This is a genomic window from Otoolea muris (assembly GCF_943193115.1).
Taxonomy (GTDB): Bacteria; Bacillota; Clostridia; order Lachnospirales; family Lachnospiraceae; genus Otoolea; species Otoolea muris.
Map to the genome: position 1 here is coordinate 93,582 of NZ_CALPCY010000008.1, position 15,257 is coordinate 108,838.

Consider the following 15,257-nt stretch of genomic DNA (forward strand, 5'->3'; position numbering starts at 1 on the left):
TTCAGGAGAGGTGTGGATATGAAAACCATAGAGGTTCAAATTGATGATTTGATGAGAAATGACGCATTGCACGAACAGTTTGGAATTGACGGCGATCTTTTGGTCACCATTTCGCTGGCTCTTATAAACGATGCAAATGTTTATTTATACGGCGCGGGAACAGATGTTTACACCTTTGTCCGTATGTTTACAGGATATGGTTTAAAGGTTGTAAATATCATTGATGCCGACAGGAAGAAAGCGGGGCGTACGATCGGGGGGATCACGGTCATTTCACCAGAAGAATTTATCAGCCAGAGAGAAGTAAAAAATAAATTTGTGTTTATCTGCACGTATTACTGCAGCGGAGCGGCGCAGATGAAATTTATGGAAATACTGAGAAAAGCTGATACAAAAGGATTTTATGTGATTGGCAAAGATACCAGGAATATTCTCACCACAAACACCTGCGATTGGATAGACGCGAACCGCGCGGAATATTATAAATGCCATGTAAAAGAGCTGAAATGCTTTGCTTCCAGTTTGCAGGATGAGAAATCAGGGGAAGTATTGCGGGATTATCTGGAAAGCTATATGACAAACAGCATGTATAAGGGCGAACAGATCCCGACCAGATATAAATATTTTTATGGGAATGAAAAAGAGGAGTTATACAGGCATTTAGACGACGAGGTGTGGATTAACTGCGGCGCGGCGACAGGGGACAGCGTGGTGTCATTCTTTAGCTGGAATTTAAACGCAAAAAAGATCTGTGCCGTGGAGGGTAGCGAAGGATCTTACTGGCGTATGAGGGATCATGTCTCCCTTTTGCCGAAGGATAAAAGGGAAAAGGTTCATATGTTTAATGAATTTATAGATGAGAATACAGATTTTAATAAGATACTGGGAAATGACCAATGTACGCTCATTAATGCGGATATAGAAGGCAATGAACTGCAGATGTTAAAGGCAATAAAACGGCTCATAAAGGAAGACCGCCCGGTTATTGCGGTATGTGTGTATCATAAAAAAGAGGATTTGGTGGAAATTCCGCAATTTTTCCGGGAGGAATTACAGGATTACAGGTTTTATCTGAGAAAATATACTCCCTGGGTTCAAAATCTTAACCGAAACCATGAGCTGGTCCTGTATGCGGTTCCCAATGAAAGAAGCCATTCACAGATATGAAAAAGAAACAGGAGGCAGCTTGCGCTGATTCCGATTGCCGATTGGGGCGGGACCTGTATTATTGTGAAAAAAAGGCGGACAGCCAGAAAGATAGCAGGGTTTATGATGAAGGAAGTAAGATGTACAGTGGAAGAGCTGGGGGAGCTGTGCAGGCAAAGGAAAGCCGTATGTTTTGGGGCCGGAGACTGGCTTATGGATTCGTTTTTCGGAGAGAGGTACAAACGCTTTGAATTTGAAAAGTCTGTGAGCGCTGTGATTGATAATTCTCCTGAAAAACAGAATACATATATCAAAGTAAGAGGCAGGGAAATCCGTATCTGCTCATTGGGACAGCTAAAAAAGGAAACGGTCCCGCCCTGGTTTTTTGTGATTACCTCCAGAAGGTATGCGGGGGAAATTGTTAATCAACTGGAACATGAGTTAAGCGGATGTAAAGCGGAATATTGCATATGGCCCTCTGTGTTAAATTATTATCACGAGGACATAAGGCTGCCAGGAATAATTGCAGAAAACGGGAAGCAGGCGCCGAGAATTCCCAAACGGCTGCACTGGTGCTGGGTCGGAGGCGGTAAATTACCGGAAACGGAACGGCTGTGCCTGGAAAGCTGGAAAAAGTTCTGTCCGGATTTTGAAATTATTTTATGGAATGAGAGTAATTTTGACATTAAGAGCAACGCTTATGTAAATGAGGCGTATGAGAATAAAAAATATGCGTTTGTTAGTGATTATATAAGGCTTTGGTGTATCTGGCATTATGGAGGAATCTATCTGGATACAGATGTCGAACTTTTTAAGCCGCTTGATCCGTTTTTAGGGCACAGGGCCTTTTCCGGGTTTCAGGAGAGGGAATATATCCCTACCGGGATCATCGGCGGTGAAAAAGGAAGCAAATGGATCGGATACCTGATGTCGTACTATAATGATCGGCATTTTGTTACGGAAAAAGGGTTTGATCTGACGACAAATGTGGCGGCTATCACCGAGATGACCGAACAGAAGTTCCATATATGCCTGGAAAACAAATACATTGATTTGGAAGAGGTAACTTTATATCCACAGGAGGTGTTCTGCCCGTTAGACTGGGACACAGGGTACCGGAATATAACGCGTAATACATACTGCATCCATAAATTTTCTGGTTCATGGGGATGAAAGAGGGTGAGTTGTGGTGAGGAAAACAGTGAGTGTGATCGTCCCCGTCTATAATACAGGGGAATACATCGACCAGTGTATGGGGAGTATCTGCAGCCAGACGTACCGGAACCTGGAAATTATCGTTGTATATGACGAGTCAGGGGATGACAGCCTGGAACGCTGCAGATATTTTAGTGAACGGGATCCGAGGATACGGCTGATTATCAATGACGAGAGAAAGGGGCTCGGCGCGGCGAGGAATCAGGGGCTTCGCCTGGCAACAGGCGATTACGTTGTCTATGTGGATTCGGATGATTGGCTGAAAGAGGATTTTATTGAAAAGCTGTACCAGGCGATTGAAGAGACGGGGGCCGACTACGTTTCCAGCCTTGGTTATTTTATAGTAGGGAACGGAAAAAAAGAGAGATATACTACGCTGCCGGCCGGGACATACAGAAGTGATACGGACAAGATGCTGATCCTGCTGGGGGAAGCGCCGGCTGTATGGAAAAAAATTTACAACAGGGAATGGCTGCTTAAAAAAAATCTGTTTCAGCCTGAGACGTTCTATTATGAGGATTGGGGATATGACATTGCCCTTGTCCTGGAGGCGGAAAAAATCGTTTTGATTCCGGAGACGGGAGTATTTTACCGAACCAGCCATAAAGATGATTCGGCTCATGATACTATGGTTGGGATATGCAGGGACTTCAGGAAAACACTTGAATTTGGGGTGAATGAGGCTCAGGAGAGGGGGACTCTGGATAAATTTCGTCTGGCTATTGAAAAATATATGGTACATGATGTCTTTTTGCGTGAACAACTGGCGGTGGAAACAGAAAACAGGGAAGCTTTACGATTATTACAGGATATCAGTGCAGATTTTCTGGAAGAACGGTTCGGATGCAGGAATCTGTATGAATTTAAAAGGCATATCTGTATGGGGAGCTTTTCCCTTCGCTGGATCGTACAGAGCACAACAGCGCCCTTAAAAAAACTGGAGCATTTTGCTTTTTCCAGTATCATAGCGTCGTTTACACCATATAGGCATGTTGGGATAAAGCACAAAAACCTTCTCAGAAAACAGCAGGTGGAACAGGATATAAGCGGGATTTTTTATGAGACACTCCGTAATCTGTCGGAAAAGACGATTTTGTTTATCGATTTTCTGGAAGAGCGCTGCCCGATCCTTGAAATGCAGGACGGCGCATATATGACAGAAAGCGAGGCGTATCTGGATGCGGACGGAACACCGGTGACATATAGGAGGATTTTGAGCGGAACGCAGGAATTTATGGGTTTGTGGCAACAAAAATGCTTGGAATTGGTTGAGGAACTGCGCCGGAAACGGGAGCTTGTATCGGTTGTCTTAGTAAAAAACAGGATGTCCGAACGTTATGGAAATCTGAATTGGACGAGAGAATTTGAGGGAATCGGGGAGATAAGGCAAAAAAACAGGATGTTTTCTGAAATGGAACATTATTTTTTGGAGCATTGCAAAGCAGCCTTGGTGAAGGTTACGGATATCGCCCTGCCGGAGAAATGGCGTTTTACAGATGTGGATTTCAGGCATGGCTGTGAACCGCAATATATGAACGGGGCGCTTTATACGTATCTCGGGTATGAATTATACAAAAAATTCAGGGATGGATTGGATCATATATAACTGTGCGGCAGGGCCGTGCAGCAGATGAGATTACTGTACAAAAGCGGAGGTAAGGAGATGAAACACGGTAAGATCAGTATCGTTGTACCTGTCTATAATGTGGAGGCTTACCTGGAGCGGTGTATCGAAAGCCTGCTTGGCCAGACTTACAGGAATATTGAGATCATTCTGATAGACGACGGCTCTGACGACGCTTCTAAAGAGATTTGCGACCGGTATGCCGCGGCGGACAGCCGGGTAATCGCGCTGCATAAAGAAAACGGCGGAGTTGTCAGCGCCAGGAGGGCCGGGGCGGGGCTTGCGACCGGGGATTACGTGTGTAGCGTGGACGGAGATGACTGGATCGAAGCGGACCGGATACGGCGCTTTGCGGAGCGGGCGGCGCAGACAGGCGCGGATATGATCTATATGGAGGGGTATTATAAGGATTATACGAACAGGAGCGTTTTGGTGGAAACATGCGTTGAGGATGGGATTTATTCGGGAAATGAGATTATGGAGCGGGTATTTCCCATGCTGATTGAAACATCGTCCTGCTTCAGGCGCCAGATACGCGCCATGCAGGTCTGCTGGGGGATACGCAGGGAGATGTTTCGGAGCATGTGGGACAAAATAGATGACAGAGTATCTATGGGGGAGGATTATGCGCATATTATCCTTTGCCTGATGGAAGCGGGAACTGTCTGCCTGATGAGGGAGCGCGGATACCATTATGTGATGCGGGAGAGTTCAGCCACGCATACGCTGAATAAGGCATCCCTTGAGGGAGTTAGGCTGTGGTTCCGGCTGGTAAATGAGCAAATGGATGCGCATGGCTGCAGGGATGAATTGAATTTACATATGGTATTCCTGAAAATGTGGTACATCATGAACTGCGATTACGCTGTCCTGCTGGAAAAGCCACGGGGATATCTGTACCCGTATCCACAGGTAACGAAAGGCAGCCGGGTGGCTGTGTACGGGGCGGGGACGGTTGGGACGCTGTTTGTAAAAGCGCTGGATAAGGCAGAGGATTATGAGGTAACCTGCTGGGTGGATCGTTACAGCGCAGGCCAGACGCTGGACGGCCATACGGTGCAGCCCGTATCAGGGCTTCTGGAGGCGCAGTTTGATTATGTGGCGATCGCGGTTCTGGATCGGGATGTTGTAGATGAGATTGAAAAATCCCTGCTGGAATACGGGATTCCGAAAGAGAAGATAGCAGCCATGGACGCAGGCGCCATCAGCAGAGAGGAACTTCCGGAAGGTTTTTGAAAGAAATATTATTTGACAGATAAGAAATCTCGTTTGGCAACCGCACGCTTTTCGGGATATGAGGAGGACTATGTCAGGTACCGGACGTTTGAATTAACATATGCAATTGTCGCGATGGATGTTGACTTTGAGAAATCCACGCTGGAGAGGCTCCGGTATTTTTACGGGAGTAAATGCGGGCGGCATTCTCAGCGATGCCGGAGGCGTATGGAATGTTTTGTAAAAGATTAAGTTTGCTGCAGTCCGTCTGATTTCGGGGGGACTGCTCTTTTTTATATGGCGTTAAAAAACTATTATGAAAACGGCCTGAATATATGTGGTTTATTGTGCAAGGCTCAAGAGTTACAGAGTATTGTAATATTTGATAAATGAGTGTATAATTATATTAAAATTATACATGAATGGAGTGGTGATGATGAATATACGTTCTTCTGCTGATTTAAGAAACCAGTACAAAGAAATATCGGAATTGGCCAGAGTATCGGAGAACCTGTTTATATTACAATCAATGGCACGGGAGACGGCGTGTTTATGAGCCTGGAGGCATTTGAGCAGAGAGAAGAACTGCTGTTGATGAGAAGCAGGGTGCTGGCTGCCGAGAACGCAAGGATTCATGGGGCAAAGACTTATACGCAGGATGAACTGGATGAAAGGTTTAGGCGAAGATATGAAGGTTAAATATCTGGAAGCCGCAGTTTCTGATCTGGACAATATTATGGACTACTATTTTGACCGGTTTGGAATAGAAAGCGCCATGAAAGTGTATGAGCAGATTAAGAGGTGATGGAAAATGACAGCATTGAGACGGGAAGCCATTCAATTAATGGAACAGATGCCGGAGGAACAGATGCCGAATATTATACGATATATGCATACGCTGAAAGGCAAAACGTTTAGCCCTGAACGGCGCTTTGTGGAAGAGGAAACCACAACGCCTGAAATGAGGGCCTTCTCAGAATTGGAACAGATGCTGGTTCCTGTATCGCAGGAATTAGATTATGACAGGGAATTGGAGCAGGCCAGGGATGAACGGTATGGTCATATTGATTGATACAAATGTAGCACTGGATTTTCTGACGATGAGGCAACCTTACTATAATGACGCCAGAAATGTGATCCGTATCTGTGCGGCCGGGCGTGCGCAGGGCTATATTGCATTTCACAGCCTGCCCAATATTTTCTATATTTTGCGAAAGAGCCATTCGGAGACTGCCAGGCGGGAGATGCTGAAAAGGTTATGTTTTGTGCTGCAGGTGACGGGGGCGAGCCATGAGAAAGTATGTGGCGCGATAGAAAATTTTGAGTTTTCGGATTTTGAAGACTGCCTGCAGGATGTATGCGCAGAAGAAATTTCAGCGGATTTTATTGTCACGAGGAATGTGGAAGACTTTCGGCATTCCCGGGTGAAAGCTGTAACGCCGCAACATTTTTTGGGGCTTATGGAAGTGTGAGCCAGTACAGGGAGGCTTTAAAGAACAAATTCATTAACAGGGCGCTGTTCAGCATAAATGTACTCCCAGAGAGATTCCGGGAGTATATTATAAATAAAAAGGAATTCAAAAATGTATACATTTCTTTATAAGGGATTTCCTGATTGTATTCTGTCAGAATTAACAAAAAATGTGCTTATTATTCTTGATTTCCGGCCGATAATAGTATAAAATAGACATGTTTTAGAAAAGAAAAAAGGAATTCAAAAATGTATACATAACTGGATAAATCCGATATATTCACAAAGCCTATATTGTGAAACGGATTCCGGTTATGCAGACTCCGGCGCAGGAGAGATGGAGGTGTGATGGATGGGGGAGGTATATGCATACTGCCGGATTATCCCGGGTGGGGCGGATGCCGGGGAGCAGGCCGCTGTCATGCGGGAGATGCAGGTAGAGGAGGATCATATTTTTGTGGATGATGCAGGCCCGGGGGATGGGGAAGGCAGCCTGCACTACAGGAGACTTCTTAAGCTTTTGAAACCGGGGGATCTTCTGTATATCCGGAGCTTGAGCGCCCTTGGGGACAGTTATCCGTCGATCCGGGATCAGTGGGGGCTGCTGACAAAGGTGAAGCGGATTGACATATCGATTCTCGAGATGCCCCTTGTGGACACGAGGCGCGGAAAGCTGCAGTATGGCAGCCTGATTGCGGATCTTGTGCTGGATTTACTGGACTATGTGTCAGAATCAGAAAAGGCTGCGCGCAGGCGCAGGCAGCGGGAGGGGATTGAGAAGGCGAAGCGGGAGGGAAGGAAATTTGGGAGAAGCCCCCTGCCGACGCCGGATGATTTTTCCCGTGTTTACAGAAGATGGGCGGCAAGGGAGATCAGCGTGGAGGAAGCGGCGAGGCTGTGCGGCTTTTCACGGGGGACTTTTTACAGGCGGGTAAAGCAGATGAAATGAAAGGAGAAATAAAATGGACAGTTACAGCCATAAGGAAGCATGTAAGGCGGAAGAAAACAGGGAGAGAAAAGGGAAAATCTTCATCTATCCATACGGAGATCTGGGGAGAAAAATATATGATATGCTGAAAAACCAATGCGGGATAGAGAATGTTACAGCAGTTGATAATAAAGCAAGCATTGAAAATGAAGAAATACTGTCTGCTTCAGATTTATCTGAAATGGAGTGGGAAAATGGGAAAGGCTTTGTGCTGGTGGCATCTAACAACCAGAGATATTATACGGAGCTCAGGAGTGAACTGAGGCGGTATGTCCGTGATGAGTATATCGGTGATTTTTACGGCGACGGGAGGTTTGGCTCCCTGGTTCTGGCATCCAGGGAGATTCACCGAGATAAGATTCCGGGAAATATAGCGGAAGCAGGCGTTTACAAGGGGGATTTTGCAAAATGGATGAATGTCCTGTTTCCTGACAGGAAGCTGTATCTTTTTGATTCCTTTGAGGGATTCCAGGAAGGCCAGGTAGCGGGACACAGGGATAATGTGGCCCAGACGGACGAATGGATCCATATGTTAAAGGATACGTCTGTCGATCTCGTTATGGGCAAGATGGCGTACCGCGGCCAGGTTATAGTTAAGAAGGGGTTTGTGCCGGATACATTTGAGGGCGTTGAGGATACATTTGCCTTTGTGAACCTGGATATGGATATTTACCAGCCCACCTATGACGCGCTCATGTTTTTCTGGCCGCGTTTGAGTGCGGGGGGATATATTTTTGTGCATGATTATGGAATTTATGATGGGATAGGAGAGGCTGTGAAGCAGTTTTGCATGGAAAACCATACGGGATATGTCTGCCTGCCGGACAGGACGTCCGTGGCGATTGCAAAGCCGCTTGGATAAAGGGCGGTTTATCCGGTAAAACACAAAAAGAGAAACAGAATTTCACTATACATTGACCTGTTTTTTAAACTTGTTGGAGGAGAGGAAAGAGATGGGTTTACTGGCATCGGAGATTGTTCAGTTTTTACAGATAGCGGAAAAGAGGGGGATAGAAGGAAAGACGCTGGCTATGATGGGAAAGCAGTATATCAGCCTGGAGATGGATCCCTTTTTGTCGATTATCAGGGAGTTGGGATATCCATATGACAGAGCATTGGCGGAACGGATCAGCAGCCAAAAGGAGATCGATTCCTGTGATTTTTTTAAAATGCTGGGATTTCAGGAGGTTCACGCGGTGGATTACTCTGAATATGAAGGCGCGGATATTATATTTGATCTGAATGATCCGCTGCCGGATTCGCTGAAAGGTTCGTTTGACTATGTGATCAATGGCGGGACTCTGGAGCATGTATTTGATATAGCAAAGGCCATGGAAAATATGTCCGGCATGGTGAAAGAAGGGGGATTGATTATGCATCTTTCACCTTCAGACGGGTGGATCAATCACGGGTTTTATTCCATATCGCCTACATTTTTCCAGGATTATTACAGTACAAACAGCTTTTTTGTGAAGCTGCTTGAACTGGAATTTCTGATATGCCAGGGAACAAAAAACAAAGGGCCTTATGTAACGTTTTTTTCAGATGATTTGCGCATTTTTCGGACGCCGGAACAACTGGACAGCTATATTGCGTCATTAAAGGCTGTGAAAAACGCGGATCAGATAGCGCTCATATGTTTCGCTGAGAAAGCGGGCGGCGAAAAGCCGGTAAAATATCCCAATCAGGGAGCGTACCAGAATATGAAGCGGATCGACTTTAAAAAGGCGGCTGATGAAATAAAGCGCTCAGGAGCAGCTCTTTACGGGTGCGGTGCGGTTTGCGATCAACTGCTGGATGAGCTGTACAGGATAGATGGCGAGAGGGCTGTAACAAACATTTTTGACGGCAATATAAGAAAAGCCGGGACGGGCCACAGGGGTTATGCCGTTTTGTATCCTACGGCGGAAAAGCTGGCGGCCTGCGGGGACATTTATATATGCAGCACAACGTATGAAGACGAGATCGAGAAGGAATTGCTGGAAAAGGGAGTTCCGGCACGGTCTATAAAAAAATTGTCCGGATTTCTCTGGGATGATCGGCGGTAACAGATACAGGGAGGAAGAGGAGAGATGAACTATTTAATCGCCGGAGGGGCCGGCTTTATCGGCAGCCACGTCGCAAAGCGCCTGTTTCACGAGGAGCCGGAGGCAGAGCTGTATATCTATGACAATTTTTCTTCCGGAAGGGAAGAACATCTGGGGGAGATACGGGGAAGCACGCGGGTACATATCATAAAAGCAGATATAAAGGACGCCGGGAAGCTGGCAGAGGCTGTGAAAGGGATGGATATTGTATACAGCCTGGCCTCAAACCCTGATATCTCAAAGGCTGTCTCACAGCCGGATATTGACTTCTGGGAAGGGACATTTCTGATCAATAACGTGCTTGAGGCAATGCGAAAGAACAGGGTAAAAAAGCTGCTCTATGCATCCGGGAGCGGCGTGTACGGCGATGTGGGCGCTACGGTTACGGACGAGGATTTTTCTCCGCTGCTGCCTTCCTCTACGTACGGGGCGAGCAAGCTGGCCTGCGAGGCCCTGATATGCTCCTACTGCCATATGTTTGATATGGACGCCGCCGCCTTCCGTTTTGCCAATGTGGTCGGACCGAACCAGACCCACGGCGTCGGCTATGATTTCCTGAAAAAGCTGTCAAAAGACCCGGGGGAGCTGGAGATCCTGGGGGACGGGACGCAGAGCAAATCGTACATCTATATTGATGATATTACAGACGCTTTAAGGACTGTGGAGAGGAAGGCGCTGCGGGGATATACCTATTACAATGTCGCCACCCTGGACCACATCACTGTGACGGAGATTGCGGATATCACAGCCCGGATTATGGGCCTTGGGCATGTGGAATACCGCTATACCGGAGGCGATCGGGGCTGGAAGGGGGATGTACCGGTCGTGCGGCTGGACAGTGCGAAAATCAGGAAACTCGGATGGGCGAACCGCTATACAACTCCTCAGGCAATTGAGATGTCAGTTTCATCCATGTATCAGGGCATGAAGGGAGAAAAACAATGAAAACGGCTGTGATCTACGGAGCGGCGACAACTGCAAAGCACGTGTATGAGGAGGTAAAGCGCCAGTATGCCGTCCAATACTTTGTTGACGGGAACCCGGCCTTGATCGGGAGCCGGATTGACGGCCTGGAGGTGAAGGGCAGGGAAGCGATTTTAGAAGCGCGGCCTGACCTTGTGGTGATGGGGATCCTGACCGGTTATGAGGATGTGGTGGAATATTTGATCCAAAACGGATTCCCGGAGGAGCGCATTATCTGCCGGTTTGTGGACTTAAATACCCGCGCCAGGCGCGACTGCCTGGAGAAAATTGCCATGATCCTTGAGGATAAGGAGGTTTCCGGGGCGGTGGCGGAGCTGGGCGTTTACAGGGGGGATTTCGCAAAGGTCATTAATACCGTGTTCCCTGACCGGAAGCTCTACCTGTTTGATACGTTTGAGGGCTTTCCGGAGGAGGATATGAATTATGAGACCGAGAACAATCTCCTGTTAGACACCGTGGGAAAATTGTCTAATACCTCCGTGGAGTATGTGATGGGCCGGATGCCGCACCCGGAGCGCTGTGTGATACGGAAAGGATATTTTCCGGAGACGGCGGCCGGGCTGGAGGACGAGCGCTATGCATTTGTAAATATCGATGTGGATCTGTACAAGCCGATTCTGGCCGGGCTCGAATATTTCTGGCCCAGGCTGGCGGAGAACGGGTATATTTTCGTGCATGATTATTTTTCCTTTGCCTATGCGGGCACAAAGAAGGCGATCGAGGAGTTCTCAGAACGGTTCCATGCCGGCTTTACGCCGATCGGCGACACGCAGAGCGTGGCTTTTGTGAAAAAAGGGAGGGGGACATGCTGATCACGCGCAGCCCGCTTCGGATCACCCTGGGAGGCGGGGGGACGGATCTGGCTTCTTACTACGAAAAGAGGGAGGGTTTCCTGCTCTCCGCCGCCATCGACCGGTATGTCTATATCCTGATTAACCGCACCTTTGACCAGACGATCCTGCTGAAATATTCAAAGCTGGAGCGCGTTAAGGAGGCCGGGGAGCTGGAGCACCCAATCGCCAGGGAGGCGCTTAAGATGCTGGGGCTTGAAAAAGAACCTCTTGAGATCTGTTCCATGGCGGATATCCCCGCAGGGACAGGGCTGGGATCCTCCGGCGCTTTTACAGCAGCGCTCCTTAAGGCTCTCCACAGTTATAAGGGGGATATCACAGGGACCAGGCAGCTCGCCGAGGAAGCCTGCGAGATCGAGATAGGCCGGCTGGGGGAGCCCATCGGCAAGCAGGATCAGTACATTTCGGCTTACGGCGGGATCAACTGCATGACGATCCGCAAAGACGGCTTTGTGGAGGTAGAGCCCTTAAACGTGACGGAGGAGACGCTCTATGACCTGGAGGACAATCTGATGCTGTTTTTTACCGGTTACTCCCACCGGGCCGGGAAGCTTCTGGAAGAGCAGGATACAAAAAGCCGGGGCCATGATGAGGAAATGCTTAAAAACCTCGATTTTGTGAAGGAGATGGGAATGGAGAGCCGAAAGGCCCTGGAAAGAGGAGATTTACGCCGGTTTGCGGATATCATGAATGTCCACTGGGAATACAAGAAAAAGCGGTCCGGGGGGATGAGCAACCCGGAGATCGACGGGTGGTATGAATACGCCTTAAAAAACGGGGCGATCGGCGGAAAGCTGATCGGGGCCGGGGGAGGCGGGTTCCTGATGTTTTACGCGGAAAACAAGGCGGATCTGCGCCGGGCCATGGGACGCCTAGGGCTTAAGGAAATCCGTTTCCGGTTTGATAAAGAGGGGGCAAAGCGGCTGTGATGACAAGGCAGGACTGGAACAGGGATCCGGCGGCGGATACGCAGGTTGTGGTACTGATGGGAGGGCTGGGGACGCGCCTGGGGCTTACGGATCGGCCCAAGGCAATGGCTGACATCAACGGACGTCCTTTTTTTGATTACGAGCTGATGCTGTTAAAGAGATGGGGATTTTGGCGTTTTTTATTTCTGGTCGGGCATCAGGCGGATCAGATCGAAGAATACTATGGCGACGGATCCGGGCAGGGCTTGGAGATCCGTTATTCCCGCGACGGCCGGACGCAGCTAGGGACAGGCGGGGCGTTAAAGAAGGCGGAGGCGATGCTCGATGAGCATTTTATCCTGCTCTACGGGGACTCCTTTATGGATATGGATTACCGGGAGCTTGTATACCGGAGCCGCCTGGAAAGGGAGGCGGGGAAAGCCGGCGTGATGGCGGTCCTTAAAAATGAGGGCCGGTATGATACGAGCAACGTGATCTTCCGGGACGGGACGCTCTTTCTGTACGACAAGGCAGAGCGCAGCGCAGATATGCAGTATATCGATTATGGCGTATCCATGCTGTCAAAGGAGGTTCTGGCAGGTATTGAACCGGGGAAACCGTGCGATCTGTCAGAGGTTCTGACCGCCCTTTCAAAGGCAGGGAAGCTGGCGGGCCAGGAAGTCTGTAAACGGTTTTATGAGATTGGGAGCCCGGCCTCGCGGGATGAATTCGCGGCCTATGCAAAGCAGCGGTTTTGCCGGGCAAACCGGGCGCTGTTTCTGGATCGGGACGGGGTGATCAATGAATTTTGCTTTCATGAGGAGACAGAGCAGCTTGACTCCCCGTTCACAAAAGAGGAATTCCGGTACAGGGAGGATGTCATCTCCACGCTGAAAGCGGTTTCCGACATGGGATATCTGCTTTTTATTGTCACAAACCAGCCGGCGGCGGCAAAGGGAAAGGTATCCTTAAAAGCTCTGTATGATCTCAACACATGGATGGCGCGTGATCTGCAGGAGAAGGGAATCCGCGTGGAAGCCTCCAGCCTGTGTCCCCATCACCCGGCGGGAGACAGGAGGACGCAGGCCCCGTTCCTGATCCGCCGGTGTGGGTGCCGCAAGCCAAAGGCGGGCCTGATCACAGATATACTGAAAATATATAACATCGATATGGAACACTCATGGATGGCAGGCGATTCCTATACGGATGTCCTGGCGGGAAAAAGGGCGGGCTTAAAGACAGCCCTTTTAGGGGAGTATAAATGCGACGTGTGCCACCGTCTTGAGGGGAACCGGCCGGACCGGGTGCTGAAAGACATCCGTGAGCTGGAGGGAATCTTAAGGGAGGATACTTAAGGACATGTTTCAAATACGTTCCGGGGAACGGTGAAGAAAGGAAGCAAATGTATAAAGAATATATCGAAAACTACCTGAAAGAAACGATTCAGATAGCAGGGCAGATTTCGCAGGAGGAGATAGAAAAGGGCGCGCGGCTTCTGACAGCGGCCAGGGAGCGGGGCGGACGGCTGTTCATCCTTGGCGTGGGGGGAAGCGCGGCGAACGCGTCCCATGCGGTAAACGATTTCCGCAAGATAGGCGGGATCGAATCCTACGCCCCCACGGACAATGTATCCGAGTTCAGCGCAAGGGCGAACGACGAGGGATGGCATACGACCTTTTCGGAATGGCTGAAAACGTCCCGGCTGTCAGAAAGGGACATCGTCCTTGTTTTATCCGTGGGAGGCGGAAACGAGAAGGCGTCGGGCAATATCGTGGAGGCGCTGAAACTGGCCGGAGAGAGGAAGGCGGGGATCATATCCATCGTTTCAAGGGACGGGGGATACGCCGGACAGGTGTCAGACGCATGCATCCGCATTCCGGTGATAGCGGATGAGAGGATAACGCCGCATGCGGAAGGATGGCAGGGAATCATCTGGCATCTTCTGGTGAATGCGATTGCCTGAGCCAAAGAAGAGGCGGGACGTGATAAACGTAACCGGGAGGAGAAGCCAGAGCGGTTACCTGACATTAGCAGACAGGGGACAAAAAAGTGAAGGTTGAAGATTTGAAGATCGCCGTCTTTGCGGACGGCGCGGATATCAGGGAAATGGAAGAAGCGGCCCAAAACGGGTGGATAAAGGGATTTACGACAAACCCGACGCTGATGAGGAAAGCCGGCGTGAGGGATTACACGGAATTTGCAAAGCGGGCTGTGGAAGTGATCCCGGACAGGCCGATCTCATTTGAGGTATTTGCAGATGATTTCATGAGCATGAAAAAGGAAGCGCTGGCGCTGTCCGGGTACGGGAAAAATGTCTATGTAAAGATCCCGGTGACAAACACGCGCGGGGAGTCGAGCGCGCCGCTGATTTCGGAGCTGTCAAAGGAGGGCGTGCGCCTGAATGTGACGGCCGTGTTCAGCATCCGGCAGGTGGAAGGCGTGCTGGAGGCGCTGGAGGACGGCGTCCCGGGCATTGTTTCCGTCTTTGCGGGCAGGATCGCGGACACGGGAACGGATCCGGAAGAGATCATGAAGCGGGCCGCGCAGCTCTGCCGGCAAAAAGGGGTCTGGAGTTTATGGGCAAGCTGCCGCGAGGTGTTCAACGTCATCCAAGCCGAGCGGAGCGGGGCGGATATCATCACCGTGACCGGGGGCATCCTCTCAAAGCTTAAGGAGCTGGGGAAGGATCTGGAGGAATTTTCCCTGGAGACGGTGCGGATGTTTGAGGAAGACGGGAGGAAGCTGGGGTTTTCGGTTGTATGCTGATA

General features: G+C 49.3%; 16 protein-coding genes. All 16 read left to right on the plus strand.

Translation table 11 applies throughout. From position 1 onward, the window contains the following. Positions 1-18: 18 nt before the first annotated feature. The 16 genes from NFS31_RS07305 (at position 19) to NFS31_RS07380 (ending at position 15,255) form a co-directional block, all read left to right on the plus strand. Complete coding sequence (locus NFS31_RS07305) at positions 19-1,167, plus strand: nucleoside-diphosphate sugar epimerase/dehydratase (protein WP_251493068.1); 1,149 nt, start codon at positions 19-21, stop codon at positions 1,165-1,167. 102 nt (positions 1,168-1,269) lie between these two features. Continuing rightward, on the plus strand, positions 1,270-2,319 hold the full coding sequence (locus NFS31_RS07310) for a glycosyltransferase family 32 protein (RefSeq protein ID WP_251493070.1): 1,050 nt from the start codon (positions 1,270-1,272) through the stop codon (positions 2,317-2,319). A gap of 13 nt (positions 2,320-2,332) precedes the next feature. Continuing rightward, positions 2,333-3,967, plus strand: a complete 1,635-nt coding sequence (locus NFS31_RS07315) for a glycosyltransferase (RefSeq protein WP_251493072.1) — start codon at positions 2,333-2,335, stop codon at positions 3,965-3,967. A gap of 57 nt (positions 3,968-4,024) precedes the next feature. Then, positions 4,025-5,221, plus strand: a complete 1,197-nt coding sequence (locus tag NFS31_RS07320; protein ID WP_251493074.1) for a glycosyltransferase — start codon at positions 4,025-4,027, stop codon at positions 5,219-5,221. A gap of 646 nt (positions 5,222-5,867) precedes the next feature. Next, entirely contained in the window at positions 5,868-6,005 is a 138-nt protein-coding gene (locus tag NFS31_RS07325; RefSeq protein ID WP_251493076.1) for a type II toxin-antitoxin system RelE/ParE family toxin, read from the plus strand. Between the two features lie 6 nt (positions 6,006-6,011). Continuing rightward, positions 6,012-6,272: a hypothetical protein gene (locus NFS31_RS07330; protein ID WP_251493078.1), complete on the plus strand. Its 261-nt coding sequence runs from the start codon at positions 6,012-6,014 to the stop codon at positions 6,270-6,272. Then, complete coding sequence (locus NFS31_RS07335) at positions 6,247-6,672, plus strand: PIN domain-containing protein (protein ID WP_251493080.1); 426 nt, start codon at positions 6,247-6,249, stop codon at positions 6,670-6,672. Before NFS31_RS07330 ends, NFS31_RS07335 begins: the two co-directional genes overlap by 26 nt. A gap of 351 nt (positions 6,673-7,023) precedes the next feature. Continuing rightward, the gene (locus tag NFS31_RS07340; protein WP_251493082.1) at positions 7,024-7,620 is read left to right on the plus strand and encodes a recombinase family protein; all 597 of its coding nucleotides are present in this window, start codon (positions 7,024-7,026) and stop codon (positions 7,618-7,620) included. Between the two features lie 13 nt (positions 7,621-7,633). Then, the gene (locus NFS31_RS07345) at positions 7,634-8,521 is read left to right on the plus strand and encodes a TylF/MycF/NovP-related O-methyltransferase (RefSeq protein WP_251493084.1); all 888 of its coding nucleotides are present in this window, start codon (positions 7,634-7,636) and stop codon (positions 8,519-8,521) included. A gap of 91 nt (positions 8,522-8,612) precedes the next feature. Then, positions 8,613-9,707 carry a class I SAM-dependent methyltransferase gene (locus NFS31_RS07350; RefSeq protein WP_251493086.1) on the plus strand — a complete coding sequence of 365 codons (1,095 nt, stop codon included), beginning with the start codon at positions 8,613-8,615 and terminating at the stop codon, positions 9,705-9,707. A gap of 24 nt (positions 9,708-9,731) precedes the next feature. Beyond that, positions 9,732-10,691 carry an NAD-dependent epimerase/dehydratase family protein gene (locus tag NFS31_RS07355; RefSeq protein WP_251493088.1) on the plus strand — a complete coding sequence of 320 codons (960 nt, stop codon included), beginning with the start codon at positions 9,732-9,734 and terminating at the stop codon, positions 10,689-10,691. Next, complete coding sequence (locus tag NFS31_RS07360; protein WP_251493090.1) at positions 10,688-11,542, plus strand: TylF/MycF/NovP-related O-methyltransferase; 855 nt, start codon at positions 10,688-10,690, stop codon at positions 11,540-11,542. Before NFS31_RS07355 ends, NFS31_RS07360 begins: the two co-directional genes overlap by 4 nt. Continuing rightward, positions 11,536-12,510: a GHMP family kinase ATP-binding protein gene (locus NFS31_RS07365; RefSeq protein ID WP_251493092.1), complete on the plus strand. Its 975-nt coding sequence runs from the start codon at positions 11,536-11,538 to the stop codon at positions 12,508-12,510. Before NFS31_RS07360 ends, NFS31_RS07365 begins: the two co-directional genes overlap by 7 nt. After that, entirely contained in the window at positions 12,510-13,844 is a 1,335-nt protein-coding gene (locus NFS31_RS07370) for an HAD-IIIA family hydrolase (protein ID WP_251493139.1), read from the plus strand. The genes NFS31_RS07365 and NFS31_RS07370 overlap by 1 nt, the downstream gene beginning before the upstream one ends. Before the next feature lie 47 nt (positions 13,845-13,891). After that, the gene (locus NFS31_RS07375; RefSeq protein ID WP_251493094.1) at positions 13,892-14,452 is read left to right on the plus strand and encodes an SIS domain-containing protein; all 561 of its coding nucleotides are present in this window, start codon (positions 13,892-13,894) and stop codon (positions 14,450-14,452) included. An 86-nt stretch (positions 14,453-14,538) separates the two neighbouring features. Next, positions 14,539-15,255, plus strand: coding sequence for a transaldolase (locus NFS31_RS07380; protein WP_251493096.1), 717 nt, complete (start codon positions 14,539-14,541; stop codon positions 15,253-15,255). Positions 15,256-15,257 lie beyond the last annotated feature (2 nt).

What these genes read in the sequence shown, in the direction of transcription:
- NFS31_RS07305 (WP_251493068.1), top strand. Translation starts at nt 19, where the DNA reads ATGAAAACCATAGAGGTTCAAATTGATGATTTGATGAGAAATGACGCA.
- NFS31_RS07310 (WP_251493070.1), top strand. Translation starts at nt 1,270, where the DNA reads ATGATGAAGGAAGTAAGATGTACAGTGGAAGAGCTGGGGGAGCTGTGC.
- NFS31_RS07320 (WP_251493074.1), top strand. Translation starts at nt 4,025, where the DNA reads ATGAAACACGGTAAGATCAGTATCGTTGTACCTGTCTATAATGTGGAG.
- NFS31_RS07325 (WP_251493076.1), top strand. Translation starts at nt 5,868, where the DNA reads ATGAAAGGTTTAGGCGAAGATATGAAGGTTAAATATCTGGAAGCCGCA.
- NFS31_RS07330 (WP_251493078.1), top strand. Translation starts at nt 6,012, where the DNA reads ATGACAGCATTGAGACGGGAAGCCATTCAATTAATGGAACAGATGCCG.
- NFS31_RS07335 (WP_251493080.1), top strand. Translation starts at nt 6,247, where the DNA reads ATGAACGGTATGGTCATATTGATTGATACAAATGTAGCACTGGATTTT.
- NFS31_RS07340 (WP_251493082.1), top strand. Translation starts at nt 7,024, where the DNA reads ATGGGGGAGGTATATGCATACTGCCGGATTATCCCGGGTGGGGCGGAT.
- NFS31_RS07345 (WP_251493084.1), top strand. Translation starts at nt 7,634, where the DNA reads ATGGACAGTTACAGCCATAAGGAAGCATGTAAGGCGGAAGAAAACAGG.
- NFS31_RS07350 (WP_251493086.1), top strand. Translation starts at nt 8,613, where the DNA reads ATGGGTTTACTGGCATCGGAGATTGTTCAGTTTTTACAGATAGCGGAA.
- NFS31_RS07355 (WP_251493088.1), top strand. Translation starts at nt 9,732, where the DNA reads ATGAACTATTTAATCGCCGGAGGGGCCGGCTTTATCGGCAGCCACGTC.
- NFS31_RS07360 (WP_251493090.1), top strand. Translation starts at nt 10,688, where the DNA reads ATGAAAACGGCTGTGATCTACGGAGCGGCGACAACTGCAAAGCACGTG.
- NFS31_RS07365 (WP_251493092.1), top strand. Translation starts at nt 11,536, where the DNA reads ATGCTGATCACGCGCAGCCCGCTTCGGATCACCCTGGGAGGCGGGGGG.
- NFS31_RS07370 (WP_251493139.1), top strand. Translation starts at nt 12,510, where the DNA reads ATGACAAGGCAGGACTGGAACAGGGATCCGGCGGCGGATACGCAGGTT.
- NFS31_RS07375 (WP_251493094.1), top strand. Translation starts at nt 13,892, where the DNA reads ATGTATAAAGAATATATCGAAAACTACCTGAAAGAAACGATTCAGATA.